Here is a 25,782-nt window from a genome sequence, read left to right as displayed (position 1 = left end):
GCAAGGCTGTCCAAGCCGGTGACATCCACAAAACCGCCGTCCCGTCCGCCGACCCCCGTCGAAGCCACCGGGAGCACCGCCATGGCCCCGACCGAGCCCGGCACCACCCCCGATCTCCCCGCCGCATCCAGCGCATCGGGCGCATTCGGCGCATCCGCCACTCATGCCGCACCTGAGGCACGGGAAACACCGGCCGAGGCGCCGGAGGCACCAGAAGCACCGCAAGCACCAGAAGCGCCGGCCGAAGCATTCGATGCCCTGTACAAGCACTGCGCCGCCGCCCTTTTCCGCCAGACGTTTCTGCTGACCGGGCGCCGAAGCTTCTCCCTGGAGTCCGTCACGCGGGCCTTCGCCCTGGCCTGGGAGTGCTGGCCCGAGGTCGCGGTGGACCGGGATCCGGTGGGCTGGGTGCGGGCCGCCGCGCACGAATACGCGTTGTCGCCCTGGAACCAACTGCGCCGCGCACACCGCCGGCTCGACCCGCCGCCCGCCGAACCCGGTGCGCGCGCACTGCTCGACGCGCTGCTCGACCTGCCGCCGTCGTACCGCCGCACCCTGCTGCTCTACGACGGTGTCGGCCTGGACCTGCCGGAGACCGCGGCGGAGACGGAAGCCAGCACCCCGGCGGCGGCGAGCAGGCTGATGAACGCACGTGCCGCGGTCGCAGAGCGGCTGCCTGAGCCGGCGGAGTCGGCGTCGCCCACCGAGCAGTCGGCGCTCCTGCAGCAACAGCTGAACGCGCTCGCCCAGGCCCAGCAGCCCGACCCGCTCCCTGCGCCCGACACGATCCGTACGGACAGCGAGCGCAGGGCCCAGCGGTGGACCAGGGTGGTCATTTTCTTCACGGTGCTGCTCATCGGTCTGACGCTGTTCACCCTGGCGACTGCTCCGACCCGGTACGAAACCCCGCAGTCACCCCCTCAGCAGGTCGGCGGGGTGCCGCCACGGGGCGGTCCGCAGCAGCTGACGCCGCAGGACCTCAAACTGCGGAAGAAACTCCGGGGCGAGCTCGTACAGGGTCCGGCCCGGCTGGTCCCCGAAGCCGTCGGCTGAGCGGCAGGACCGGCCGACGGGCGCCGAGACAGAGCAGACACAGACGGCGCGGGCCCGTACCCCTGACCGGGGGTGCGGGCCCGCGCCGTCTGTGCGGTGACGCGATACTGCGGTACTGCTCCGACGCGGTGAAGCGATCAGGCGCCGAGGATCTCGCGCGCCAGCTTGGCGGTCTCGGTCGGCGTCTTGCCGACCTTGACGCCGGCGGCCTCGAGGGCCTCCTTCTTCGCCTGCGCGGTGCCGGAGGAGCCGGAGACGATGGCGCCCGCGTGGCCCATGGTCTTGCCCTCGGGGGCGGTGAAGCCCGCGACGTAACCGACGACCGGCTTGGTGACGTTCTTCGCGATGAAGTCGGCCGCACGCTCCTCGGCGTCGCCGCCGATCTCGCCGATCATCACGATCAGGTCGGTCTCGGGGTCGGCCTCGAACGCCGCGAGGGCGTCGATGTGCGTCGTGCCGATGACCGGGTCGCCACCGATGCCGACGGCGGACGAGAAGCCGATGTCACGGAGCTCGTACATCATCTGGTAGGTCAGCGTGCCGGACTTGGACACGAGACCGATCCGGCCGGGCTTGGTGATGTCGCCCGGGATGATGCCGGCGTTGGACTGACCGGGGGTGATCAGGCCGGGGCAGTTCGGGCCGATGATCCGGGTCTTGTTGCCCTTCGAGCCCGCGTACGCCCAGAAGGCGGCGGAGTCGTGGACGGCAATGCCCTCGGTGATCACGACGGCGAGCGGGATCTCTGCGTCGATCGCCTCGACGACGGCGGCCTTGGCGAAGGCCGGCGGCACAAAGAGAACCGACACGTTCGCGCCGGTCTTCTCCATCGCCTCGGCGACGGTCCCGAACACGGGTACCTCGTTGCCGTCGAAGTCGACGGAGGTGCCGGCCTTGCGCGGGTTCACGCCGCCGACGATGTTGGTGCCGTCGGCGAGCATGAGCTTGGTGTGCTTCATGCCGGTGGCACCGGTCATCCCCTGGACGATGACCTTGCTGTCCTTGGTGAGGAAGATAGCCATGGTGTTGGAGTCCCTCGTCCCTTACTTCGCAGCCGCGGCGAGCTCGGCGGCCTTGTCGGCCGCGCCGTCCATGGTGTCCACGCGCTGAACGAGCGGGTGGTTGGCGTCGGAAAGGATCTGGCGACCCAGCTCCGCGTTGTTGCCGTCGAGACGCACGACCAGCGGCTTGGTGACTTCCTCGCCCTTGGACTTGAGCAGCTCGAGCGCCTGGACGATGCCGTTGGCGACCTCGTCGCACGCGGTGATGCCACCGAAGACGTTGACGAAGACGGACTTGACGTCCGCGTCGCCGAGGATGATCTCCAGGCCGTTCGCCATGACCTCGGCGGAGGCGCCGCCACCGATGTCGAGGAAGTTGGCGGGCTTCACGTTGCCGTGGCTCTCACCGGCGTACGCGACGACGTCCAGCGTCGACATGACCAGACCGGCACCGTTACCGATGATGCCGACCTCGCCGTCGAGCTTGACGTAGTTGAGGTTCTTGGCCTTGGCGGCAGCCTCGAGGGGGTTGGCCGCGGCCTTGTCCTCGAGCGCCTCGTGCTCGGGCTGACGGAAGTCGGCGTTCTCGTCGAGAGACACCTTGCCGTCCAGCGCGAGGATGTCGCCGGAGGCGACCTTGGCGAGCGGGTTGACCTCGACGAGGAGCGCGTCCTCGGCGACGAAGGTCTCCCACAGCGTCACCAGGACCTCGGCAACCTTCTCGGCCACCTCGGCCGGGAACTTCGCCTGGGCGACGATCTCGCGGGCCTTCTCGATCGTGACTCCGGAGTTGGAGTCGACCGGGACCTTCGCGAGGGCCTCGGGGGTCTTCTCCGCGACCTCCTCGATGTCCATGCCGCCCTGCACCGAGGCCATGGCCAGGAAGGTGCGGTTGGTGCGGTCGAGGAGGTACGAGACGTAGTACTCCTCAAGAATCTCCGGAGCGGTCTCGGCGATCATCACCTTGTGGACCGTGTGGCCCTTGATGTCCATGCCGAGGATGTCGGTCGCCCGGGCGACCGCCTCGTCGGGGGTGGCTGCCAGCTTGACGCCGCCGGCCTTGCCACGGCCGCCGACCTTCACCTGCGCCTTGACGACCGACTTGCCGCCCAGCCGCTCGGTCGCCTCGCGGGCTGCCTCAGGCGTGTCGATGACTTCACCGGCCAGCACCGGTACACCGTGCTTGGCGAAGAGGTCCCTCGCCTGGTACTCGAACAGGTCCACGCGCGTCCGTCCCTTAATCAATGGTCTCGCGGTTCGTTTTCTGCGTGGGCGTGCCGCGAGGGGCAACGTGACTGCTCTGTCACCAGGAAGGCGCACACGGTGACCCGGGTACGCGGCATGTCCATCTCGCAGGTTATCCCCGTGCTCCGCAGGACCCTAAATCGCAGATCACACCTGAGCGGTGATTACGGTCACAGATCAGGACGGCGGCCGGGTCGCAGTGGACAAATCGCTGCGGGTGCGGTGATACGGGGACGGGCCCCGGATTGGGCGGTCAGGCGGTGCGGGCGGTCCGGGCGGTCAGGCGGTCAGGCCGCCGGTCCCGGATGCGCCTGAGTGATCACTGCTGGGTCTCCTTGTCCGGTATGGGAAGCGGCCTCTTCTCGATCGCCGCCGCCATCACGTCGGGGAAGAGGTCCGGGGTGCATGCGAACGCGGGTGCGCCCAGGGCGCCGAGTGCTGCCGCATGGTCGCGGTCGTAGGCGGGCGCGCCCTCGTCGGACAGCGCGAGGAGGGTCACGAACTGCACGCCGGAGGTCTTCATCGCGGCGACCCGTTTCAGCATCTCGTTGCGTATGCCGCCCTCGTAGAGGTCGCTGATGAGGACGACGACGGTGTCGGCGGGACGGGTGATCTGCGACTGACAGTAGGCGAGGGCCCGGTTGATGTCGGTGCCGCCGCCGAGCTGGGTGCCGAAGAGTACGTCGACGGGGTCGTCGAGCTGGTCGGTGAGGTCGACCACAGCCGTGTCGAAGACGACGAGTCTGGTCCGCAGGGCGCGCATCGAGGCGAGTACGGCGCCGAAGACGGAGGCGTAGACGACGGAGGCGGCCATCGACCCCGACTGGTCGATGCAGAGGATCACATCCTTCTTCACGGACTGCGCGGCCCGCCCGTAGCCGATGAGCCGCTCGGGGACGACGGTGCCGTACTCCGGGAGGTAGTTCTTGAGGTTGGCCCGGATGGTGCGGTCCCAGTCGATGTCGTGGTGGCGCGGCCGGTTGATCTTCGCCGAGCGGTCCAGCGCGCCAGTGAGTGTGGCCCGGGTGCGGGTGGTGAGCCGCTTCTCCAGATCGTCGACGACCTTGTGCACGACCGCTCTTGCGGTCTCCTTGGTCGTCTCGGGCATGGCCTTGTTGAGCGAGAGGAGCGTCCCGACGAGATGGACGTCCGCCTCGACGGCCTCCAGCATCTCCGGCTCCAGCAGTAGTGCGGAGAGGCCGAGTCGGTCGATCGCGTCACGCTGCATGACCTGGACGACAGAGCTGGGGAAGTACGTGCGGATGTCGCCGAGCCAGCGGGCCACGGAGGGGGCGGAGGCCCCGAGTCCGGCCGAGCGGTTGCTTCCGCCCCGGCCCCCCGGTCCGCCCCCGCCGCCGTACAGCGCGGTCAGCGCGCCGTCCATCGCGGCGTCGCGTCCGGTGAGGGTGCAGCCGGTGCTCTCGGCGCTGTCCCCGCCCAGGACCAACCGCCACCGGCGCAGCCGCTCGCCGTCCGCCGGGCCGGGCCGAACCGAGCGGTCCGCCGGGCCGGGCGACGAGCTGTTGGCCGGGCCAGGCGACGAGCTGTGGGCCGGGGGTGGTGTGGTGCCGGCCGTGTCCATGGTCATCCCGTTGCCCCCAGCGGTTCCTTGACGTTCTCGGCGTTCTTGTCCGGGTCGGTGGTGCTCAGGTCCGGATCGGTGCCGGTGTCCGGACCGAGCAGGAGGCGCAGCACCGGTATCACCGCGTCGGCCCGGGCCCCGTCGAGTCCGGGGCCGAAGCCGGGCGCCGTCGCCCCGGTGCCGGTGGCTGTCGGTCCCCCGGCGGCCGGACCGCGCCGTACGAGCTCGCCCAGCGTGCGCCGTACACCCGCTTCGTACGCGGCAAAGGTGCGGCGCAGCAGGGGCAGTACATCGGCAAAGGTGTCGGCGGGAACCCCACTGAGCCAGGCGTCGATCAGGCCGAGCAGTCGCTCGTCGTGGACGAGGAGCATGCCGCCCCCGGCTGCTCCGCCGACGAACCCCTCGATCCAGGCCGCGGCGTCGGCCGGGGGTGTGCCGGGCGAGAGGGCCAGGCCCATCAGCCGTGCCGCGTCGTCCTTTGCGAGCCGTCCTTCGTCGAGCAGCAGACGGGCCGCGCGGCCCCGGATGACGCCCGCGACCGTGTCCCGGGCGGCGAGCTTGTGCAGTACGGCGGTCCAGCGCTCGCGCAGCCCGTCCGTGTCATCGGGGACGGCCCCGGTGAGCAGCCCGATCGCGGTGTGCACCCCGTCCACCCGGCGGCGCAGTTCGGCGGCGCCGTCGGTGTCGAGCCCGGCGCAGGCGGGTGGCAGTGCGACGCAGATCCGCTCGGCGAGCCCGGCCGCGACCTCCGCGAGTGCCGCGGTGTCCGTGGACCGCACGTCGCCGTAGCGCAGGGTTCGGGCGAGCGCGGGCAGGGCGTCGGCGAGATGGCCGACGTCGGCGTCGAGCGCGGCGCGGTCGGCGAGGGCCCGCATCACCACGGGCAGCGCGTCGGGCAGTTCCGCGAGGAGGCACTGCTCGGCAAGTGCGGTGACCTCGGCGAGTGCGGTCGCCGAAGCCGCCTGGGACTCGGCCTTGGCGGTCGCCGCGGAGAGCACGGTGGTGCCCCATGTCCCGGCCTCTGCGACCCGTACGTACAACTCGGGTTCCCAGCGCAGCCGCCAGCTCTCCCGGAACGTGCCGGTGCTCCCCCGGCCAGCGGCGGGCTCCCCCCAGCCGACGGCGAGGATCCGCAGCCGGTGGAGCAGCCGGCTGCGGGCCGCGTCGGTGTCCTTGCGCAGGTCGAGCTCCAGCTCCCGCTCCAGCGCCTCCGGTTTGAGCCGGAGCCTGCGCTGCTGTCGGGTGAGGTCGCGTTGCAGGGGTACGGCGGGGGCGGTGTCCGGTACTTCGCCGAGTGTCTCGCCGACGATCAGCCGGTCCTGTACGAGCGCGAGCGGCACATCGGAGCCTTCGCACATGACGGACCGGATCGCGTCGGTCGTCTCGCTCAGCCCGGCGAGCGGGCGTCCGCGCATGGCGGCGAGTGTCTCGGCGAGTCGGACGGCCTCGATGACATGGGCGGACGACACGAACCGGTCCTCGTCGCGCAGGAGTCCGGCGACCTTCGTCATCCATCGCTCGATCGGGCGGTCGGTGGCGTCGAAGAGGTGTCCGTACCAGCCGGGCGAGTCGATGCCCGCGCCGTATCCGCTGTGCCGGGCGAGCCGGCGGTGCGACCAGGGCACCCAGGTCAATTCGGCTTTGACCTTGGGCAGCCCCTTGAGCAGGGCGCGGTCGGCGGCCAGTGTGGTCTTCGTGGCGAGCGCGGGCACATGCCAGGCGCCGCAGACGGCCGCGATGTCGTCGCCGAACTCCTTTGCTGCCTTGCGCAGCTGGATGCGCATGTACGCCTCCCGCACGGCGTCCCGGGGATGGCCGCCGTCCCCGTACACCTCGCGCAGGGCCGTCATGGCCTCGGCGAGCGCGGCGAACGGTGCCCGCGGGTCGACGGCTTCGCCGCCCCGGGTGCGGTGTTCAACGACGTCCTCCCACCAGCGCTCCGGGTCGTCGTATCCCGCGGTCCTGGCCAGTACGCCGATGGGGTCGACCGGGGCCTGCGCGGGCGAGTCGCCCGTAGCCGGCCCTGCCTCCCCCTTCCTGTCCCCGTCCACTCCCCCGTCCCCGTCCGCACCTCCGCCTCCGCCCGCTTCGCGTTCCGCTGCCTGTGTCATGGCCAGGGAGTTCGCCGCGGGCAGGTCAATGAAGCGGACCGGGACGTCATGAGCCAGCGCCCAGCGGATCGCGACCCACTCGGGCGAGAACGCGGCCAGCGGCCAGAACGCCGCCTGTCCCGGGTCGTCCACAACGTGGGCGAGGAGCGCGACCGGCGGCCGCATCTGCTCGTCGGCGGCCAACGGCAGCAGTGCGTCGCCCTCCGGAGGCCCCTCGATCAGCACGGCTCGCGGGCGGGCGGCATCCAGGGCCGCACGCACGGCTCGGGCCGAGCCCGGTCCGTGGTGCCGCACGCCCAGCAGCAGCGGTCCTACAGGACGCGCGGCCCCGGTCATGCGGATACCTCGCGGCAGGCGCGGTAGAAGTCCTTCCACCCGTCCCGCTCCCGGACGACGGTCTCCAGATACTCCTGCCAGACCACCCGGTCTGCCGCGGGGTCGCGGACGACCGCGCCGAGGATGCCCGCCGCCACATCACCGGGACGCAGCACCCCGTCACCGAAGTGCGCGGCCAGCGCCAGACCGTTGGTGACGACGGAGATCGCCTCGGCCGTCGACAACGTTCCTGAAGGGGACTTGAGTTTGGTGCGGCCGTCGGTGGTGACTCCGTCGCGCAGCTCGCGGAAGACCGTGACGACGCGACGGATCTCGGCCATGCCGTCAGGCGCGGCGGGGAGGTCGAGCGAACGCCCTATCTGATCGACGCGCCGGGACACGATGTCGACCTCTGCGTCGGGGGTGGCGGGCAGCGGCAGCACGACGGTGTTGAACCGGCGGCGCAGCGCGCTGGACAGCTCGTTGACTCCGCGGTCGCGGTCGTTGGCCGTGGCGATGACGTTGAAGCCGCGGACCGCCTGGACCTCCTGCCCCAGTTCGGGGACGGGGAGCGTCTTCTCCGACAGGATCGTGATGAGCGAGTCCTGCACATCGGCGGGGATACGGGTGAGTTCCTCGATCCGCGCGGTCATGCCGTCGGACATGGCGCGCATGAGCGGGCTCGGCACGAGGGCGTCACGGCTGGGCCCGTGCGCAAGCAGTTGCGCGTAGTTCCAGCCGTAGCGGACGGCTTCCTCCGGGGTGCCCGCCGTGCCCTGGACGAGCAGCGTCGAGTCGCCGCTGACGGCGGCCGCGAGATGCTCGGAGACCCAGGTCTTGGCGGTGCCGGGAACGCCGAGGAGCAGCAGGGCGCGGTCGGTGGCGAGTGTGGTCACGGCGACTTCGACGAGGCGGCGCGGCCCGACGTACTTGGGCGTGATCACCGTGCCGTCCGGCAGTGTGCCGCCGAGCAGGTAGGTGGCGACGGCCCACGGGGACAGCTGCCAACGGGCGGGCCTCGGGCGGTCGTCGGCCGCGGCAAGGGCCTTCAGCTCATGGGCGAAGGCGTCCTCCGCATGCGGTCGCAGGGCCTGCGCGCCGACGGCGGCGATGGTTTCGGACACGGTCATGGATCCCCCTCCAGATCGGTCGACCTGATGTGGTTCCCACGGTGCACCATGGCACTGACAATCGGCTCCGACTGCGGGTCGGGGCCGATTCGCCCGCTGCGGTCGGAGAGTTCAGCCGGTCACCGGCGAGATGGCGACGCAGCCGCCCGCTGCGATGAGGCAAGGCCCCACCCTTGGCCTCCTTGATGACCTCGCCCTTGTGCGTGATCGAGCAGGTGACATCGGCCCCGCCCTCGTCCAGGGCGATCGGGCCGATTGTCAGTGGTGCGTTCTACCGTCGTTCCCATGCTGCTATCTCACGGGGGAGAACCCTTGCGCACCGCCGACCCGGCTGCGCGCTGGACGGTGGAGCAGGTCCTGGCCCTGGCTCCTGACGAGTCGTCACGCAAGGCGGGAAGCAAGCTCGGTTCGACCGGCCCGTGGTCGGGCGGCGGGTGTGATGGTTCGGGTGCGGTGTGGGGTCTGTGCAAGGGAAGCGGAAGCAAGCCGTATCAAACGGTGGTGGACACCACCGGCCCCGCGTACACGTGTAGTTGCCCCAGCCGGAAGTTCCCGTGCAAGCACGCGCTGGGCCTGCTGCTGGTCTGGGCGTCCGGCGAATCGGCCCTGCCCTCGGGCGAGGTGCCCGACTGGGCCGGTAAGTGGCTGACGGGCCGTCGCAAGCGTGCGTCGGAGAAGGCGGAGAAGGATGGGCCGACGGCGGGCGGCGCCTCGGCCACGGGCCCGGCCGACCCGGAGGCCGCCCGGCGGCGCGCCGAGCGCCGGGCCGAGCGGATCACCGGTGGCGCACAGGAACTGGAGCAGCGCCTGATGGACCTGCTGCGCGGCGGTCTGGCAGCAGCCGATCAGTCGGGGTACGGACTGTGGGAGGAGACGGCAGCCCGCATGGTCGACGCCCAGGCCCCCGGACTGGCCGCCCGGGTAAGGGACTTGGGCTCCATACCGGCGTCCGGGCCGGGCTGGCCGGTGCGGCTGCTGGAGGGGTGCGCGCTGCTGCACCTGCTGGACAGCGCTTGGCTGGGCATCGACCGGCTGCCGGAGCCACTGGCGGCCACGGTCCGTACCCGTGTGGGGCTGACCGCCCCCGCCGAGGGCCCACCGGTCCGCGACCACTGGCTGGTCCTCGCCCAGTACGACACCCCGGACGGCAAGATCGTCACGCGTCGTATCTGGCTGTACGGGAGAGACTCGGGCCGTACGGCACTGCTGCTCTCCTTCGGGGCGGCCGGGCGCTCCCCCGCGCTGGCACTGCCGGTGGGCGTCACCATCGACGCCGAAATCACGCCCTATCCGGGTGCCGGCCGGCTACGGGCGGAGCTGGTCCGGCAGTTCGGTGTCCCGTCACCGGCCGGCGCCCCACCACCGGGTGACACGGCGGCGTCCGCGATCGGCGCGTACGGACACGCCCTGCGGGACGACCCCTGGCTGGAGGCCTGGCCGGTGACGCTGCACAAGGTCATACCCGTGCCGTCGGGGGACGGCTGGCAACTGGTCGACGCGGCGGGCGATGCGGCCCTGCCCATCGCCCCGGCGGCTCTGTCCCGGCCCGGACTGTGGAAGCTCGTCGCGCTCTCCGGCGGCTCCCCGGTCACGGTCTTCGGCGAATGCGGCCACCGCGGCTTCGACCCGCTCGCGGCCTGGTGCACGGACGCAGACGCCGGAGCCGACGCCGGAACCCACGGAGTCGATGCCGACGGCGTCGGCCGCAGCAGCGTCGACACGACGTCCGAGACCGTGCCGCTCATCTGACGTTGGATTCGAAGGGGGACCCAATGCCTCGCACCATCGCACCCGCGCCATGGGAAGAGCTCGTCACGTCGGCGCTTCTCGGCACCGACCGCCGCCCGGCCGAGGGAGGCGGCGGACCGGCCGCCTTGCTGGACGCGGCGGCGCTCCACACCGTGCGGCGCCGGGCGGGACTGCTGCCCGCCTCCGCGGCCGCCCGGCCCGAGCCGGCGCCCGCGGACCCTCGGCCGCCGCTGCCCCCGGCCGCCCGGCGCAGGCTCGCCAAACTGCTCGCGGACCGGTCGGCACCCGGCGGCGCGGGGGGCCGACGCGGCACGGCTCCTGATCTCACGGAGCTGATCCCCCAGTGGCTGGCGATCGCCAATCAGCACGGTTTCCGGGCCCCGGCCGCACTGCTCCCGCCCCTGCTGGACGCGGCCAGGTCCCGTACCGATCTGCGGCCGCAGGCCCTGGCCTTCGCCGGGCCGCGCGGGCTGTGGCTGGCCGGGCTGAACCCCGAGTGGAAGTTCGCTCTGCGCGGCTCGTCAGGCAGCTCGTCGCTGCCCGACGTCACGGAGCCGGCAGCGGTCACCCGGCTGTGGGAGGAGGGCCTGTTCGCCGAACGGATCGCGCTGCTCGGGGCCGTACGGGCGCACGATCCCGCTGAAGCGCTCGCACTGCTCGCCACCACGTGGACGACCGAGCGCGCCGAGGACCGGCTGATGTTCCTCGATTCGCTGCGCACCGGGCTGTCCGGAGCGGACGAGGCCTTCCTGGAACAGTCCCTTTCCGACCGCAGTCGCAATGTCCGCTCGACGGCTGCCGAACTGCTGTCCGCGCTGCCGGAGTCGGCGTTCGCCGGCCGGATGGCGGACCGTGCGATGTCCTGCGTGAGCCCGGACCTGACGGGAGACGACACCTCGGTCGCCGTGGAGGCCCCGCACGAATGCGACGCCGCGATGGAGCGCGACGGCGTGGTCGCGGCTGCGCCGTCCGGTCGGGGCGAACGGTCCTGGTGGCTGGGACAGTTGGTGGAGGCGACCCCGCTCGCCGCCTGGCCGGGGCGGTTCGGTGGCCGCACCGCACAAGAGATCGTCGCCCTGCCGGTGGCCGACGGCTGGGCCGACGAACTGCACGCGGCATGGTGCCGGGCAGCGGTGCGGCAGCGGGATCCGGAGTGGGCCCGCGCACTGCTCGGCACCCCCTCCGTCCCCCCGTCGAACGGCCCCGGTACGGCGTCGCTCGCCGAGCGGTCGAAGCTGCTCGCCGTGCTTCCCTCAGCCCAACGGGCCGAATGGGTGGCCGACTTCATCGCGGCCCACGGGCTGTCGGAGGCCTTTCAACTGCTCGGGGTCTGCCCGACACCCTGGGCCGAGCCACTCGGCCGCTCGGTCGTCGACGCCCTGGACATCGCCCGGGACGCGGGCAGCTATCCCTGGAGCTTCAGCGGCGTGATGGGCCTCGCCGAGCGCTGCCTGGACCCGTCCGAGGCAGACCGCTTGGAGGTCCTCACCACCACCCCGGACGAACCGGAGGACGCCTCACCGGGCGCGAACGGCTACTGGTCGGAGGCCTTCCAGCGACTGGTCTCCACGCTGCGCCTGCGCGCGACGATGGACTTGGAACTGATACCGGGCTGAGGGTGCGGCGGGCTCCGAGCCGGGGCGCGGTCAGCAGGCATCGGGCGCTTTGGCGCGGGGGGCCGGGCGGCTGAGGGCCGCGAGGCCCTGGGGCGAAGGTCCGGGACTGGGCGGGGCAGCGCCCGAGGACCGAAACCCTGGGTCGAATGTCCCAGACCCCGGCGAGGCGGCGCCCGAGGACCGAAGCCCCAGGCCGAGCATCCGGAAACTGAGCGAGGCCCCGGGCGGAGAAGCCGGGCGCGGGCAGGAAGCGGGCCCGGGGGCAGAGTGTCCGGCAGAGGGGCAGGCGCCCAGCCCGGGCACCCCGTCCCGGGCAAACGGTACGGGCGGCCCGGTCACCCCGTCCCAGGCAAGCGGTACAGCCGTCCCGGGCACCCCGTCCCGGGCAAGCGGTACAGGCGGCCCAATGCGCCGGTCCCGGGCAAGCACTACACCGTCCCGGCCACCCTGTCGCGGGCAAGCGGTACAGGCGGCCCAAAGCGCCGGTCCCGGGCGAGCGATTCCGACCAACCGGCCCGGGGCGACCAGTCCGAGACGACCGGCCCCGTACAGCCGTCCCCGACGCACCACCCGGGGCAAGCGGACCATTCGGCCCGCTGCCTCGCGGCGGGGGAGTCAGGCGTCCGCGGGGTGGCGGACGTTCGCGTTGACCCAGTCGACGATCGACGCCGTCGTCGCACCCGGGGTGAAGATCTCCGCGACGCCCTGATCCTTCAGCGGTGCGATGTCCGCCTCCGGGATGATGCCGCCGCCGAAGACCTTGATGTCCTCAGCGTCGCGCTCCTTCAGCAGCTCGATCACCTTGGCGAAGAGCGTGTTGTGCGCACCGGAGAGGATCGAGAGGCCGATCGCGTCGGCGTCCTCCTGGATTGCGGTGTCCACGATCTGCTCGGGCGTCTGGTGGAGCCCGGTGTAGATGACTTCCATACCGGCGTCACGCAGCGCCCGCGCGATCACCTTGGCCCCGCGATCATGGCCGTCCAGGCCCGGCTTGGCCACCACCACACGGATCGGACCGGTCACACCCATCACTGCCTCCACATGCCTCTCCCGCGCCTGAAGGGCCGGGGATGTGAACGAACGTTATCGACAGCATCCCGCAACCCGTCGTTTCGCGGTGGGCGGGGAGGGGGAAATCACACGTGGGACATGTTCACCGGGCGCCGTTCCCGCTTGACGCGGCACACCTGCCGTGCGGGACCGGCCGCCAGGGGAGCCGCTACAAAGGTCGCCGTACCACCGCGCCGCCAGCCGCGCGGCACGGTGGTACGGCCCGCCGGGCCCATCGGCATCGGGCGCGTCGGCCGGTCGTTCACCGGTCGTCACCACCGGTGAACAGGGGCCTGCGAATCGAGGCCGAACCCCCGGTCGGGTGGCCGGGCGGGACGGCCGTACCTCCGCAACGGCACCCCACGAGGGCATACGGGGCCGGAGCCGCCTCCCCGCTTGCCGAAGCAGGAGGTCGGCCATGCAGGTCCTGCCTTTCCTTCCCCTACTGCCGCGTCGGCCGTGTCTGTGCTGCACCCGGCTGTCATCCGCGCTGCTCAAGGCCACCGCACTCGAGCTGGTGGTCCTGGCCGGGCATGCGCTCCTCTACCCCACCGGCATCACCGGGGAGCGGCGGCCCCCGCCACTCCCGGCCGAACCGCCCACACCCACACCCGCACCCACACCCGCCGGGATGTCCGCCCTGCCCACCGAGGGCAGCGACCGGCCGCCCGTCGTGCTCCTGCACGGCTTCATCGACAACCGTTCGGTCTTCGTCCTGCTGCGCCGCTCCCTCGCCCGGCACGGCTGGCGCCATCTGGAATCGCTCAATTACTCGCCGCTGACCTGCGACATCCGTGCAGCGGCCGAGCTGCTCGGGCGGCACGTCGAAGAGATCTGCGCCCGCACCGGACACCACGAGGTCGACATCGTCGGGCACAGCCTCGGCGGCCTGATCGCCCGCTACTACGTCCAGCGGTTGGGCGGTGACCAGCGCGTGCGCACGCTGGTCACCCTCGGCACACCGCACGGGGGCACGGACGTCGCCCCGCTGGCGAGCGCCATCCCCATCGTGCGCCAGATGCGTACGGGCTCCGCACCGATCGAGGAATTGCGCAGGCCGGCGCCCGGCTGCCGCACCCGGTTCGTGAGCTTCTGGAGCGAGCTGGACCGGATGATCGTCCCGGTCGAGGCGGCCTGCATCGACCACCCGGATCTCGACGCGCTCAACGTACGCGTCAGCGGCATCGGCCATCTCGCACTCCCGATGCACCCGACCGTCGCCGCCGCGGTCCGGCAGGCGCTGGAGTCCCGCGAATCGACGACGATCGAAGCCGCAGGAACGGCCGGAGCCACAGGAGCCACAAGGGCTACAGGGGCTACAGGGGCTACAGGAGCCACAGAAGCTGCCGGAACGGCCGGATCTACCGGAGCCGCTTCGGTGGCCTGATCGGGACGGACCCCGCCCCGCCGCATCCCGCCGAAGACCCCGCAAATAGAACGCGTTTCGAACATAGAGCCAAGGCTGTGTGGACAGCCTGTCGAAACACGGCCGATTGCCCGTTTCCTGAGCCGCTCGAACCTGTCGAAGATTGTCGACGTCGCGTACCGCCGGGTACAGTCGCGGCCACTGCTTCCCCTGGGGTCCCCCCGCCGGACCCCAGACCACAGGTCCTGCTGCCGAGGCGAGAGAGAAGTTGGTGGACGACCAGCACCCCCACGCCGGGTACGCCGAATATGACGGTCAATCCACCGGCAGCTTCGACACCGATCCACTCTTCGGCTCCCTCCCCGGCGGCTACGACGGCACGTACGACACGGGCTACGACACCGGGCAGGCCGGTCACAGCGGCCAGTACGACTCCACGCAGTGGGACACGGGCGCACACCCGACCACCTCGTACGACGCCTACGCCCCGTACGCGGCGCAGCCCCAGCAGCAGTACGCCGCAGGTCCGACGTACGACACCACAGCCACCTGGACGCCCGCCGACTACGGCACGGCAGCGACCACGGCCGCCACCGCCACCTTCGCCAACATTCCGGCACAGGGCGGCACCCCGGACGCCACCGGCCAGTGGGACACCAACGACTGGTACCGGACCGGCCAGTGGGCGACGGCCGACATGGCCACGTACGACACCGGCGCGTACGACGCCACCGCCTGGAACACCGGCGCCACGCCCGAGCACGATCAGCAAACCGCGCAAACTGCGCAAACCGCACAGGTGTTGCACGAAGCGCAAGAGGCACACGAAGTACAAGAGGCGCACGAGGCGCACCAGCCGTACGAGTCCTATACGGACCAGGACTCCCACGACCCGTACGAGCCCTACCGCACCGCCGAGTTCAGCCTCCCGGAGACGGACTTCGGTTCGGACGGGCACGACGCCGACGGACACGAAGCCCCAGCCGACGCCGTGCCCGACCCGCGCCGCCCCCTGAGCCGCCTCGCCACCCGCAGCGGTGGTGGCGGCAGCCGCAGTCGGCGGCGTTCCCCCGCGAAGCGTTCCGCGCTCCTCGCGGTCGTCGTTCCCTCTGCCTGCGTGATGAGCGTGGCCGGTATCGCCGCAGCCTCCGTCGGCGGACTGGGCAGCGAGGAGAAGAAGGACGACAGCACGACCACGTTGGCGACCGCCGACCCCGGCTCCGTCAAGCCGGTCGCCGCCAACAACAAGCTGGACGCCCAGCTCGCCAACCTCAGCGCCGACGCCGAGAACTTCGCCGACCGCGCCAGCCGCACCCAGGAACGCATCGACCTAAGGGAGCGGCAGGCCGCCGAGAAGAAGAAGCGCGAGGAAGAGGCCGCCCGCAAGGAGGCCCTGCGCCCCAAGTACGTCATGCCGGTCGCGCAGCACGGCCTCAGTGCGTACTACGGCCAGGCGGGCGTCAACTGGATGTCCGTGCACACGGGCATCGACTTCCCCGTCTCGTACGGCACACCCGTGATGGCCGCGACCGACGGCACCGTACGCACCCAGTTGAACAGCGCCTACGGGAACATGGCGATCGTCACCATGGCCGACGGGACCGAGACCTGGTACTGCCACCTGAGCAGCACCCGAATCCGTTCGGGCCCGGTCAAGGCCGGTGACGTCATCGCGTACTCCGGTGACTCCGGGAACTCGACCGGCCCGCACCTGCACTTCGAAGTGCGGCCCGGTGGTGGCGCGGCGATAGACCCGCTCCCCTGGCTCCGCAGTCACGGCGTCGACCCGAACTGAGCCACCCGGCGGCCGACGCCCGCGCCCGGCGCCCGGCGGTCAACGCCCGGCGCCCGGCGCCCAACCCCCCGCGCCCGGCAGCCGGAGCAACGGCCCCGGCTGCCGCCCCGCCTACAGCTTCTCGACCGGCGCGTACCGCAGCAGCAGCTTCTTCGGCCGCTCGTCCCCGAAGTCGACCGTCGCCTTCGCCTGGTCGCCGATCCCCTCGACCGCCGTCACCGTACCGAGCCCGAACTGGTCGTGCGTGACCCGGTCCCCGACGGCCAGCGCGATCGTCGGCTTGTCCGAGGTGCGCCGGGTCGCGAAGCCCGAGGGGCCGGAGCGCGAGCGCGACGAGGACAGCGACGAGGTGATCCCCGACGTCGGTCCGGCCGGAGCTGCCATCGGCCCGGTCCGCTTCCACTCCAGGTGCTGGTCCGGGATCTCCTCCAGGAACCGCGACGGCGGGTTGTACGAGGGCTGCCCCCACGCACTGCGCATCGCCGCCCGCGTCAGATAGAGCCGCTCGCGGGCCCGGGTGATGCCCACGTACGCGAGCCGCCGCTCTTCCTCCAGCTCCTTGACCTGACCGAGCGCACGCATGTGCGGGAAGACGCCGTCCTCCATGCCGGTCAGGAAGACCACCGGGAATTCGAGGCCCTTCGCGGTGTGCAGTGTCATCAGGGTGATGACTCCGGAGCCGTCCTCGTCCTCGTCGGGGATCTGGTCGGAGTCGGCGACGAGCGCGACCCTCTCCAGGAATTCAGCGAGCGTGCCCGTGCCCTCCTCGCCGGACTCGCCCCGCTCCTGCTCGAATTCGAGGGCGACGGCGGCGAGTTCCTGAAGGTTCTCGATGCGGGTCTCGTCCTGCGGGTCGGTGGACGCCTGGAGCTCGGCGAGGTAGCCGGTGCGCTCCAGGACGGCCTCCAGGACCACCGCCGGACCCGCGCCGGAATCGACGATCGTGCGCAGCTCCTCCATCAGCGTGTTGAACCGCTTGACGGCGTTGGCCGAGCGGGCCGCCATGCCGTACGCCTCGTCGACCCGGCGCAGCGCCTGCGAGAAGGTGATCTTCTCGCGCAGGGACAGCGCGTCGATCATCGCCTCGGCGCGGTCGCCGATGCCGCGCTTGGGGACGTTGAGGATGCGGCGCAGCGGCACGGTGTCCTCGGGGTTGGCGAGGACTCGGAGGTAGGCCAGGACGTCACGGACCTCCTTGCGCTCGTAGAAGCGCACACCGCCGACGACCTTGTAGGGCAGTCCGACGCGGATGAAGATCTCTTCGAAGACGCGGGACTGCGCGTTCGTACGGTAGAAGATCGCGACGTCGCCTGCCTTGGCGTCGCCCACGTCGGTGAGCCGGTCGATCTCGTCGGCGACGAACTGGGCCTCGTCGTGCTCGGTGTCGGCGACGTAGCCGGTGATCCGGGCGCCCGTGCCGGCGTTCGTCCAGAGGTTCTTGGGGCGGCGGCTCTCGTTGCGCTCGATGACCGCGTTGGCGGCGGACAGGATCGTCTGTGTGGAGCGGTAGTTCTGCTCCAGGAGGATCGTGGTCGCGGTCGGGTAGTCCTCCTCGAACTGGAGGATGTTGCGGATGGTCGCGCCGCGGAAGGCGTAGATCGACTGGTCCGCGTCACCGACGACGCACAGCTCGGCGGGGGCGTCGCCCTCGCCGGCCGGGCCGACCAGTTCGCGCACGAGGGTGTACTGGGCGTGGTTGGTGTCCTGGTACTCGTCGACCAGGACGTGCCGGAAGCGGCGGCGGTAGTGCTCGGCGACATCGGGAAACGCCTGGAGCAGATGGACCGTCGTCATGATGATGTCGTCGAAGTCCAGCGCGTTGGCCTCGCGCAGCCGGGACTGGTACATCGCGTAGGCCTGGGCAAGGGTCTTCTCGAAGCCGTCCGCGGCCTGGCCGGCGAAGATCTCCTCGTCGATCAGTTCGTTCTTCAGGTTGGAGACCTTGGCCGTGAACGACTTCGGTGGGAAGCGCTTCGGGTCGAGGTCGAGATCGCGGCAGACCAGGGCCATCAGCCGCTTGGAGTCGGCGGCGTCGTAGATCGAGAACGACGAGGTGAAGCCGAGCTTCTTCGATTCGCGGCGCAGGATGCGTACGCACGCGCTGTGGAAGGTCATGACCCAGATGGCGTTGGCGCGCGGTCCGACGAGCTGCTCGACACGCTCCTTCATCTCGCCCGCGGCCTTGTTGGTGAAGGTGATCGCCAGGATCTGGCCGGGGTGCACCCCGCGCTCGGCGAGGAGGTGGGCGATCCGGTGGGTCAGCACCCGGGTCTTGCCGGAACCCGCTCCGGCGACGATGAGCAGGGGGGAGCCCGCGTGGACCACGGCGGCGCGCTGTTCGGTGTTCAGCCCGTCGAGGAGCGCCGCGGAGTCGATGACGGGGCGGTGCGCGCCGTCGCGGTAGTACGCGTCCCTCGGCGGCGGGGGCCCGTCGAACACGCCCGCGAAGAGGTCCTCCGGCACCGCTTCGGGTGCGGAGTCCTCGGGGGGCGGCGGGGGCTCTTCCTCCGAGTGCTGGAGGCCGGCCAGGAAGCTGTCGTCAAAGAGGCTGCTCATCGCTTGTCGAGTCTAGGCCGCCGCACCGACACCCGGCGGCCGCATGGCGCACCGCGCCCGACGGGAGGGCACACAACGAGAGCGTGCACCCACGCCGCGTAAGGGATTCCGGGCCCTTGCCCGCCCCTGCCGCCCCACTTCGCCGAGATCACGAAAATGTATCGGGCATATCGAACATCAACCTTCACAGCAGCATCATGGTTTGGCTAGCGTGCTCGACCGGGCGGCCCGTACCCCCTGAGGCGAACCACGCCGACCGGGCGCCCGCGCCGAATCCGGGCTGCCCACGCGGGAGTTCGGAACCGGGGACCCATGCGCAGCAACGGGGTGAATCGGTCCTTATCCCCACTCGGACCGTAGGGCAGCCTTCCGTTCCGCCCGAACCCGACAGCTAACCCGGTAGGCGGTCCACGGAAGGAGATGCCGACCTTGGCGTCGCATCGCAAACCGCGCACCCGGGTGCGCACCACCACACCGGCCATCGGGCTCACGACGGCCGCTCTGGCATCCGTGACCCTGCTCTCCACGCAGAGCGCCACGGCCGCGCCCTCTCCGAAGCCCAGCATCGAGGACGTCCAGAAGAAGGTCGACGACCTCTACCGGCAGGCGGGCGCCGCGACCCAGCAGTACAACCGGGCGAAGGAAGCCTCCGCCACCCAGCGCGCCAAGGTCGACTCCCTGCTGGAGGACGTGGCGAAGCGCGCCGACAAGCTCAACGACGCCCGCAGGACTCTCGGCGCCTACGCGGCCGCGCAGTACCGCACGGGCTCCATCGCGCCGAGCACCACCTTCCTCCTGGCCGACGACCCGCAGTCGTACTTCGACCAGAACCAGCTGATGAGCCGGCTGACCGGTCAGCAGCAGAAGGCGGTCACGGACTTCCGTACGCAGCAGGCCAAGGCGTCGAAGGAGCGGGCCGAAGCGGTGCAGAGTTTGGAGACGCTGACCGCGACGCAGACCACGCTGCGCACCAGCAAGCAGAACGTCCAGGAGAAGCTGGGCGAGGCGCGCGCGATGCTGTCGGAGCTGACCGCCGAGGAGAAGGCGCGGCTCGCGGCGCTGGAGCGCGAGAAGGAGGCGGAGGCCAAGCGCAAGGCGCAGGAGCTGGCGCAGCAGCAGGCCGCTGCCAAGGCGGAGGCGGACCGCAAGGCCGCGGAGGCCGCGAAGGAGGCGGAATCCGGCAGCGGTACGGGAACGGGCACGGAAACCGGCACCGGAACGGGCTCGGACACCAGCGACACCACCAAGGCGGAGAAGGTCATCGCCTTCGCCACGGCCCAGATCGGCAAGCCGTACGTCTGGGGCGCGACGGGCCCCTCCTCGTACGACTGCTCCGGGCTCACCCAGGCCGCGTGGAAGGCCGCGGGCGTCGACATCCCGCGCACCACCTGGGACCAAGTGGAGACAGGCACCCGGGTCGCCACGGCGGATCTGCGGCCGGGCGACCTCGTGTTCTTCTACGACGACATCAGCCACGTCGGCATCTACAAGGGCGACGGAATGATGATCCACGCACCGAAGCCGGGGGCGAATGTGCGCGAGGAGTCGATCTACTACATGCCGATCTACGGCAGCGTGCGACCGGCGTAGCGGCTCACGCCGCCATCCCCTCGGCTGCCGGTCACCGGGCGGGCCCGGGTCCGGGCCCGCCCGGTGACGCAGGGCCGGCCTGGCCGGCTCATGTCCAGAGCGTGGCGATGAAGATGTTGGCGATCGTCAGGCCGCCCACTGCCGCGAAGGCGCCCTTGTCGACCTTCTCCTCGTCCCTCTTGACGTAGACGAGCGCGAGGATCACGACCAGGAGCAGCAGCTTGACCCCGATCTTGATGTTGTTCACGTGATGGCCGTCGGCCTCGTTGAGCCCGACCAGTGCGACACCGGTGACCAGCATCGTCAGCGCACCGTGCAGCATCGCCGGGACGAACCGGGCCGTGCCCGCGCCCATCGCCTTCATCTGGGTCAGGAAACCGCCCAGCAGAGAGGCGATGCCGATGATGTGCAGGGCGACGAAGACATTGATGAGTACGTCCATGGGTCCGCAGCCTAGCCTTGCCCATATCACCACTCCGCAGGCAGGTGCGACTTACTGGCACTTTACTCACGCCTGCACCTATTGCCCGACTTTGATGCAATTTTTTCGATCAGCTAGCGACAGTGTCGCGCTAAATTCAGGCAATAGGCGTCATTGCGACTCTTCCCCCTGTCCCGGGTTTAGCGTCCTGACCAGGTGACCGGCTTCACCGCCGCTCCGCAGCCGGACGGCAGGCCGGTCACCCCGCCGAGAGGTCCGGCGGCGGGCCGCTCCCCTGTTGGCGACCCGCCGCCGGACCTCGGGCGGGCCCGCCGGTAGTCCCCGACGGGCAGTCGTCAGGAAGGACGCACGCCCCCGTGGCAGCGCATCGGAAACCCAAGCAGCGCCCGTACACCGGCTCTGCTGCCCGCACCGCAGCCACCCTCGCCCTTGCCGGGGCCGCCACCGCTGCCGCCCTGCCCGGCTCCGCGCACGCCGACCCCCAGCGCACCCCCGCCCAGGTCAGGGCAGAGGTGGACCGGCTGTACCACGACGCGGAAGTCGCCACCGAGCAGTACAACGGCGCGAAGGAGAAGGCGACCGCCGCCGCCGATGCCGTCGACTCACTGCGCGACGAGGCCGCCCGCGGGACCGAGCGCCTCAACGCCTCGCGCAACGCGCTGGGCTCCCTCGCCGCCGCCCAGTACCGCACCGGCGGCCTCGATCCGTCCGTGCAGCTGGCGCTCTCCTCCGACCCCGACCAGTATCTGGAGCGCGCCTCGTACGTGGACCGGATCGGCGACCGCCAGGCCGCCGAGGTCGACGGGGTGGAGCGCCAGGTCGCCCGGATCGACCAGCTGCGCTCGCAGGCCAGGGGAAAGCTGGCGGCGCTGACGGCGCGCCAGGCCGAGCTGAAGAAGCACAAGGCGACGATCAGGACCAAACTGGCCGACGCGCAGCGGCTCCTCGCCACGCTGTCCCCGGCCGACCGGGCCGCCTATGAAGGCTCGGACGGTACGCGTTCCGCCCGCGGCACCGCGCGCGGCTCTGTCCAGGCACCGAACGCCCGTGCCGCCGAGGCCGTCGCGTTCGCGTACGGGGCGCTCGGCAAGCCGTACGTCTGGGGCGCGACCGGCCCCTCCTCGTTCGACTGCTCCGGGCTCACCCAGGCAGCCTGGCGCTCCGCCGGCGTCTCGCTCCCCCGGACCACGTACACCCAGATCAATGCCGGACGACACATCCCGCGCTCCGAACTCGCCCCGGGCGACCTCGTGTTCTTCTACTCCGGCATCAGCCATGTCGGGCTCTACATCGGCAACGGCCAGATGATCCACGCCCCGCGCCCGGGAGCACCGGTCCGGATCGCGCCGATCGACCAGATGCCCTTCGCCGGAGCGACCCGGGTGGCATAGGCTCCCGACGCCGGGCCGGGCCGTCCCGCAGCCGGAGCAGCCCGCCCGACGCCGTCTGAACGAGCCCCGCCAAGACTGCGCGGAGCCCCGCGGGGCTCAGACCAGCCGTCGCGCCGTCGCCCATCGGGTCAGCTCGTGCCGGTTCGACAGCTGGAGTTTCCGCAGCACCGCCGAGACATGCGACTCGACCGTCTTCACCGAGATGAACAGCTGCTTGGCGATCTCCTTGTACGCATATCCGCGGGCGATCAGCCTCAGCACCTCGCGCTCGCGCTGCGTCAACCGGTCCAGGTCCTCGTCGACCGGCGGTGCGTCCGTGGAGGCGAAGGCGTCGAGGACGAAGCCGGCCAGCCGGGGCGAGAACACCGCGTCGCCGTCCTGGACCCGGAAGACCGAGTCGACCAGGTCCGTGCCGGTGATGGTCTTGGTGACATAGCCGCGGGCGCCACCGCGGATGACACCGATGACGTCCTCGGCGGCGTCCGAGACGGACAGTGCCAGGAACCGCACCGGGTTCTCGACGGCACCCATCAGCGGGGCGCAGCGGCGCAGCACCTCGACACCGCCGCCACCGGGCAGGTGGACATCGAGGAGGACGACCTCGGGGCGGGTCGCCGTGATGACGGTGACCGCCTGGTCGACATCGGCGGCCTCGCCGACCACCTCGACGCCCGTCTCCTCGGTGCGGCCGATCTCGGCCTGCACGCCGGTGCGGAACATCCGGTGGTCGTCGACGAGCACGACCCGTACCCGGCGCTCCGCGCCTCCGGTCGCCTCAGTGGTCTCCGTCATCGCTCGCCCTCTCCATCTCCAGCTCGACCTCTGTGCCCCCACCGGGCACCGAACGCAGCCGCGCCGTACCGCCGTTGCGCAGCATGCGGCCGATGATTGATTCTCGTACGCCCATTCTGTCCCCCGGTACGGAATCCGGATCGAATCCCGGGCCCCGGTCACGCACCGAGACGAAGACCGTGCGGCCCTCGACCTCCGCGTAGACCTGCACCGCCCCACCCTCGCCACCGTACTTGGCGGCGTTGACCATCGCCTCGCGTGCGGCCTGCATCTGCGCGGCCAGCTTCTCGTCCAGCGGGCAGTCGCCGACGACGACGACCTCCAGCGGGACGCCGTGCTTGTCCTCGACCTCTGCGGCGGCGCGCTTGACCGCCTCGGCGAGGGTCTCGGGTTCGTCGTCCTCGTCCTTGCCGGTGCCCTCGGGGTTGTACAGCCAGTTGCGCAGTTCGCGTTCCTGGGCGCGGGCCAGTCTGCGGACCTCGCCCGCGTCCTCCGCGTTGCGCTGGATCAGGGTGAGGGTGTGCAGCACCGAGTCATGGACATGGGCGGCGACCTCGGCGCGCTCCTGGGCCCTGATGCGCATCAGGCGCTCCTCGGAGAGGTCCTGGGTCATGCGTACGAGGTAGGGGCCGGCCAGCAACGCTATGCCGGTGAGTACGGCGATCGCGGCGGTCAGGACGTTGCCGAGCTGGGCCGCGGAGCCGCGTACCACCATGAAGACGGCCAGGCCCAGGCCGACCAGGGCGACCCCGGCCAGTCCCCGGGCCAGATGCAGGACCCGGCGGCGACTGCCGACCTCCATCCAGCGGGCGCGCCGGGCGTTGTCGGCCTGCCGCCACACCAGTACGGAACCGGCGCCGATCAGCAGCATGGGCCAGATGTAGCGGTCGGCCTCGCTGCCCATGTCGACGTTGCCGACGAAGACGATGGCGCCGATGAACAGTGCGATGAGGGCGAAGACCTGCCCCTTGTCGGGTTTGCGGAGCCGGCGTCTGCCGTCCGGGGCGGTCTCGAAGACGGAGCGCGGCGTCTCGACACCACCGACGCCGAGCGGAACGACGATCCAGAACACGGCGTAGAGCAGCGAGCCCAGGCCGTCCGCGAAGAACAGGCCGAGGAAGACGAACCGCACCCAGGCGACGGGCAGCCCGAGATGCCCGGCAAGACCGCGCGCGACGCCGCCGAGCAGCCGTCCGTCGGCGCTGCGGTACAGCTTGCGCAGCGGCGGCTCCTCCAGGTCGGTGTTGAGGGAGCTTGCGGCTCGGGGCGTGGCGGCTGGCATTGCCCGATCGTCACATGTCCGTACCCACGAGGGCATCAGGGTCCGTCCCCGACCGGACCCTGAGAGGGTGCGAGGACGTCTCCGCCGGGCGCAGGCCCGCTACCGGTGCAGTCTCCCGGGTGCCGCCGGCCCGGTACCGGTTCGCCCCCAGGGGCCCGCCGGGCCAATATCAGGGATCGGCCAGGGTCGGCTCGGGTCCGGACGGACGCTCGGCCCGTCACCATGGAGCCATGACCGTTCCCCAGGACGCCTCCCCCGGTGTCGCACCATCCCCCGAACCGCGATCGCAGTTGCGGCGCAGCCCGCGGCACAAGGTCGTGGCCGGGGTGGGCGGCGGGCTCGGCCGGTACTGCGACGTCGATCCGGTGATCTTCCGGATCGTGCTCGGTGTGCTGTCCGTGACCGGCGGCATCGGGCTGATCTTCTACGGCTTCGCCTGGCTGCTGATCCCCTTGGAGGGCGAGGACGAGAACGAGGCGCGCAGGCTGCTGTCCGGCCGTGTCGAGGGGGCGTCGCTGATCGCGGCGCTCCTCGCGCTGATCGGCTGCGGGCTGTTCCTCTCCATGCTGGGCAACGGCGGCACGCTGGCGTTCTCCGCGATGCTGTCGCTCGCCGTCGTCGGCTTCGCCGTCTGGACGCAGAACCGCAGGACGGCGGCGCCCGAGGACCCGCTGCATCCGGCAACCGCGCAGGCGGTGGCGGACGCGCCGCCCGAGGTGAAGGCGCCGCCGACGCCGGGCAGCCCGTCGTGGTGGCGGGATCCGATCGTCAAGGACGGCACCACGGGACCGGTGGCCTCCGGCTATCTGTGGGGTCCGGCCGATGCGGCGCTCGACGGCCCAGCCGTACGCCACGGGGGGGCGACGCCGGAAGACCCGTTCCGCGTGCCCCGGCAGGAGCCCGGTACCAGGGGCCCGACGTCGATCGGCGGTCTCGTGTTCCTGTTCGCGCTGATCGCGGGCAGTCTGGGCATGGGGCTGAGCTGGGACTCCCAGCCGTTCGGTACGAGTCTGCAGTTCGGTCTGGCCGGTGCGCTCGCGGTGTTCGGGCTCGGGATGCTGGTCAGCGCGTTCCTCGGCCGGACCGGGTTCGGCACGGTCATGCTGTCGATGACCACGGCGGCCCTGCTGGCGGGCGCGTCCGCGCTGCCGAAGGACATCACCACCCAGTGGGTGCGCGAGGGCTGGCGGCCGGCGTCGGCGGCGGCGGTCCGGCCGCACTACGAACTGGGCTCCGGCGTGGCACAGCTGGACCTCACCGGGATCACGGTCCCCCGGGGCGACACCGTCCGTACGGAAGTAAAGGTCGGGGCGGGCCGCGCGGTCGTCGTCGTACCGGAGGCGGTGACGGTGAAGGTGGACGCGCGGGTCGGCCTCGGCGACGTCACGCTGCCGGTCAGCGGGCCGAGCGATGCGCCGCCCGGCCCGCCGGCCGATGTGGACATCAACCCGTCGCAGCGGGAGCGCAGGACGCTTCCGCCGCCCCCGGGCAGCAGACCGGCCGGCACGGTCGAGCTCGCTCTCGAAGTCGGCATCGGACAGGTGGAGGTCACCCGTGCTGCGTCATGAGATCCGTCCGGGGCGGGCGGTGGCGGGCGTGGTCATGTTCGCCCTGGCAGCGGGATACGCGGCGGACGCGGCGGGGGTCTGGGAAGCCTCGTGGGTCTTCTTCTTCCCGCTGTTCTTCGGCGGCCTCTGGCTGGCCGCCACCGCGACC

The 25,782-nt window shown here is 71.3% G+C and carries 19 protein-coding genes and 1 riboswitch; of the genes, 8 read left to right on the top strand and 11 right to left on the bottom strand.

Translation table 11 applies throughout. The annotated features are described in order from the left end of the window. The first annotated feature begins 81 nt into the window (after positions 1-81). Positions 82-1,053: an RNA polymerase sigma factor gene (locus tag ACZ3IC_RS01930; protein WP_467411582.1), complete on the top strand. Its 972-nt coding sequence runs from the start codon at positions 82-84 to the stop codon at positions 1,051-1,053. Between the two features lie 137 nt (positions 1,054-1,190). On the opposite strand, the gene sucD is transcribed toward ACZ3IC_RS01930, so the two are convergent. The 5 genes from sucD to ACZ3IC_RS01905 all read right to left on the bottom strand — a co-directional run bounded on the left by sucD (position 1,191) and on the right by ACZ3IC_RS01905 (position 8,437). After that, complete coding sequence (gene sucD, locus ACZ3IC_RS01925) at positions 1,191-2,075, bottom strand: succinate--CoA ligase subunit alpha (protein WP_266358624.1); 885 nt, start codon at positions 2,073-2,075, stop codon at positions 1,191-1,193. Between the two features lie 21 nt (positions 2,076-2,096). After that, entirely contained in the window at positions 2,097-3,278 is a 1,182-nt protein-coding gene (sucC, locus tag ACZ3IC_RS01920; protein ID WP_467411580.1) for an ADP-forming succinate--CoA ligase subunit beta, read from the bottom strand. A gap of 340 nt (positions 3,279-3,618) precedes the next feature. Continuing rightward, positions 3,619-4,887: a VWA domain-containing protein gene (locus ACZ3IC_RS01915; protein WP_467411579.1), complete on the bottom strand. Its 1,269-nt coding sequence runs from the start codon at positions 4,885-4,887 to the stop codon at positions 3,619-3,621. Next, positions 4,884-7,328 carry a DUF5682 family protein gene (locus ACZ3IC_RS01910; protein ID WP_467411577.1) on the bottom strand — a complete coding sequence of 815 codons (2,445 nt, stop codon included), beginning with the start codon at positions 7,326-7,328 and terminating at the stop codon, positions 4,884-4,886. The genes ACZ3IC_RS01915 and ACZ3IC_RS01910 overlap by 4 nt, the downstream gene beginning before the upstream one ends. After that, the gene (locus ACZ3IC_RS01905; RefSeq protein ID WP_467411576.1) at positions 7,325-8,437 is read right to left on the bottom strand and encodes an ATP-binding protein; all 1,113 of its coding nucleotides are present in this window, start codon (positions 8,435-8,437) and stop codon (positions 7,325-7,327) included. Before ACZ3IC_RS01905 ends, ACZ3IC_RS01910 begins: the two co-directional genes overlap by 4 nt. A 285-nt stretch (positions 8,438-8,722) precedes the next feature. Here ACZ3IC_RS01905 and ACZ3IC_RS01900 point away from each other — a divergent pair, with 285 nt between their 5' ends. Together ACZ3IC_RS01900 and ACZ3IC_RS01895 are read left to right on the top strand one after the other, a co-directional pair. Next, a complete protein-coding gene (locus ACZ3IC_RS01900; RefSeq protein WP_467411574.1) occupies positions 8,723-10,186 on the top strand; it encodes an SWIM zinc finger family protein in 1,464 nt (487 codons plus the stop codon). Between the two features lie 23 nt (positions 10,187-10,209). After that, positions 10,210-11,802 (top strand): DUF5691 domain-containing protein, encoded by a 1,593-nt coding sequence (locus tag ACZ3IC_RS01895; protein ID WP_467411573.1) that lies wholly within the window; start codon positions 10,210-10,212, stop codon positions 11,800-11,802. A 615-nt stretch (positions 11,803-12,417) separates the two neighbouring features. Here ACZ3IC_RS01895 and ACZ3IC_RS01890 read toward each other — a convergent pair. Continuing rightward, entirely contained in the window at positions 12,418-12,831 is a 414-nt protein-coding gene (locus ACZ3IC_RS01890) for a cobalamin B12-binding domain-containing protein (RefSeq protein ID WP_467411572.1), read from the bottom strand. 439 nt (positions 12,832-13,270) lie between these two features. Between ACZ3IC_RS01890 and ACZ3IC_RS01885 the strand changes: the two genes are divergently transcribed. Together ACZ3IC_RS01885 and ACZ3IC_RS01880 are read left to right on the top strand one after the other, a co-directional pair. Next, entirely contained in the window at positions 13,271-14,239 is a 969-nt protein-coding gene (locus ACZ3IC_RS01885) for an esterase/lipase family protein (RefSeq protein WP_467411570.1), read from the top strand. A gap of 250 nt (positions 14,240-14,489) precedes the next feature. Then, a complete protein-coding gene (locus ACZ3IC_RS01880; protein ID WP_467411569.1) occupies positions 14,490-16,013 on the top strand; it encodes a M23 family metallopeptidase in 1,524 nt (507 codons plus the stop codon). A 111-nt stretch (positions 16,014-16,124) separates the two neighbouring features. Here ACZ3IC_RS01880 and pcrA read toward each other — a convergent pair whose 3' ends face one another. Further along, positions 16,125-18,569 (bottom strand): DNA helicase PcrA, encoded by a 2,445-nt coding sequence (gene pcrA, locus ACZ3IC_RS01875; protein ID WP_467411568.1) that lies wholly within the window; start codon positions 18,567-18,569, stop codon positions 16,125-16,127. A gap of 257 nt (positions 18,570-18,826) precedes the next feature. Further along, positions 18,827-18,991, top strand: a riboswitch (cyclic di-AMP (ydaO/yuaA leader). On the opposite strand from pcrA, the gene ACZ3IC_RS01870 reads away from it, so the two are divergent. Next, positions 18,990-20,159 carry a C40 family peptidase gene (locus tag ACZ3IC_RS01870; RefSeq protein ID WP_467411566.1) on the top strand — a complete coding sequence of 390 codons (1,170 nt, stop codon included), beginning with the start codon at positions 18,990-18,992 and terminating at the stop codon, positions 20,157-20,159. It overlaps the preceding riboswitch by 2 nt. An 88-nt stretch (positions 20,160-20,247) precedes the next feature. On the opposite strand, the gene ACZ3IC_RS01865 is transcribed toward ACZ3IC_RS01870, so the two are convergent. Further along, positions 20,248-20,601 (bottom strand): hypothetical protein, encoded by a 354-nt coding sequence (locus ACZ3IC_RS01865; protein WP_467411565.1) that lies wholly within the window; start codon positions 20,599-20,601, stop codon positions 20,248-20,250. A 356-nt stretch (positions 20,602-20,957) separates the two neighbouring features. On the opposite strand from ACZ3IC_RS01865, the gene ACZ3IC_RS01860 reads away from it, so the two are divergent. Then, positions 20,958-21,992 (top strand): C40 family peptidase, encoded by a 1,035-nt coding sequence (locus tag ACZ3IC_RS01860; RefSeq protein ID WP_467411563.1) that lies wholly within the window; start codon positions 20,958-20,960, stop codon positions 21,990-21,992. A 96-nt stretch (positions 21,993-22,088) separates the two neighbouring features. Here the strand turns inward: ACZ3IC_RS01860 and ACZ3IC_RS01855 are convergent, their stop codons facing one another. Both ACZ3IC_RS01855 and ACZ3IC_RS01850 read right to left on the bottom strand, forming a co-directional pair. Then, positions 22,089-22,784, bottom strand: a complete 696-nt coding sequence (locus tag ACZ3IC_RS01855) for a LuxR C-terminal-related transcriptional regulator (RefSeq protein ID WP_467411562.1) — start codon at positions 22,782-22,784, stop codon at positions 22,089-22,091. Beyond that, positions 22,768-24,066 carry a PspC domain-containing protein gene (locus ACZ3IC_RS01850; protein WP_467411560.1) on the bottom strand — a complete coding sequence of 433 codons (1,299 nt, stop codon included), beginning with the start codon at positions 24,064-24,066 and terminating at the stop codon, positions 22,768-22,770. The genes ACZ3IC_RS01855 and ACZ3IC_RS01850 overlap by 17 nt, the downstream gene beginning before the upstream one ends. A 230-nt stretch (positions 24,067-24,296) precedes the next feature. Between ACZ3IC_RS01850 and ACZ3IC_RS01845 the strand changes: the two genes are divergently transcribed. Next, positions 24,297-25,634, top strand: a complete 1,338-nt coding sequence (locus tag ACZ3IC_RS01845; protein WP_467411559.1) for a PspC domain-containing protein — start codon at positions 24,297-24,299, stop codon at positions 25,632-25,634. On the opposite strand, the gene ACZ3IC_RS01840 is transcribed toward ACZ3IC_RS01845, so the two are convergent. After that, positions 25,629-25,775, bottom strand: coding sequence for a hypothetical protein (locus tag ACZ3IC_RS01840; RefSeq protein ID WP_467411557.1), 147 nt, complete (start codon positions 25,773-25,775; stop codon positions 25,629-25,631). The two genes, ACZ3IC_RS01845 and ACZ3IC_RS01840, sit on opposite strands and share 6 nt — an antisense overlap. Positions 25,776-25,782 lie beyond the last annotated feature (7 nt).

The organism is Streptomyces sp. NPDC002958 (genome assembly GCF_055563255.1).
Note: the sequence above shows the minus strand (reverse complement) of the source record. Positions and strands in the feature narration are given on the sequence as shown.

Bases quoted from the DNA above. Each gene is read 5' to 3' on its own strand.
- ACZ3IC_RS01930 (WP_467411582.1), top strand. From the start codon at position 82: ATGGCCCCGACCGAGCCCGGCACCACCCCCGATCTCCCCGCCGCATCC.
- ACZ3IC_RS01855 (WP_467411562.1), bottom strand. From the start codon at position 22,784: ATGACGGAGACCACTGAGGCGACCGGAGGCGCGGAGCGCCGGGTACGG.
- ACZ3IC_RS01865 (WP_467411565.1), bottom strand. From the start codon at position 20,601: ATGGACGTACTCATCAATGTCTTCGTCGCCCTGCACATCATCGGCATC.
- ACZ3IC_RS01890 (WP_467411572.1), bottom strand. From the start codon at position 12,831: ATGGGTGTGACCGGTCCGATCCGTGTGGTGGTGGCCAAGCCGGGCCTG.
- ACZ3IC_RS01895 (WP_467411573.1), top strand. From the start codon at position 10,210: ATGCCTCGCACCATCGCACCCGCGCCATGGGAAGAGCTCGTCACGTCG.
- sucD (WP_266358624.1), bottom strand. From the start codon at position 2,075: ATGGCTATCTTCCTCACCAAGGACAGCAAGGTCATCGTCCAGGGGATG.
- ACZ3IC_RS01845 (WP_467411559.1), top strand. From the start codon at position 24,297: ATGACCGTTCCCCAGGACGCCTCCCCCGGTGTCGCACCATCCCCCGAA.
- ACZ3IC_RS01915 (WP_467411579.1), bottom strand. From the start codon at position 4,887: ATGACCATGGACACGGCCGGCACCACACCACCCCCGGCCCACAGCTCG.
- ACZ3IC_RS01905 (WP_467411576.1), bottom strand. From the start codon at position 8,437: ATGACCGTGTCCGAAACCATCGCCGCCGTCGGCGCGCAGGCCCTGCGA.
- ACZ3IC_RS01850 (WP_467411560.1), bottom strand. From the start codon at position 24,066: ATGCCAGCCGCCACGCCCCGAGCCGCAAGCTCCCTCAACACCGACCTG.
- ACZ3IC_RS01910 (WP_467411577.1), bottom strand. From the start codon at position 7,328: ATGACCGGGGCCGCGCGTCCTGTAGGACCGCTGCTGCTGGGCGTGCGG.
- ACZ3IC_RS01900 (WP_467411574.1), top strand. From the start codon at position 8,723: ATGCTGCTATCTCACGGGGGAGAACCCTTGCGCACCGCCGACCCGGCT.
- pcrA (WP_467411568.1), bottom strand. From the start codon at position 18,569: ATGAGCAGCCTCTTTGACGACAGCTTCCTGGCCGGCCTCCAGCACTCG.
- ACZ3IC_RS01885 (WP_467411570.1), top strand. From the start codon at position 13,271: ATGCAGGTCCTGCCTTTCCTTCCCCTACTGCCGCGTCGGCCGTGTCTG.
- ACZ3IC_RS01870 (WP_467411566.1), top strand. From the start codon at position 18,990: ATGCCGACCTTGGCGTCGCATCGCAAACCGCGCACCCGGGTGCGCACC.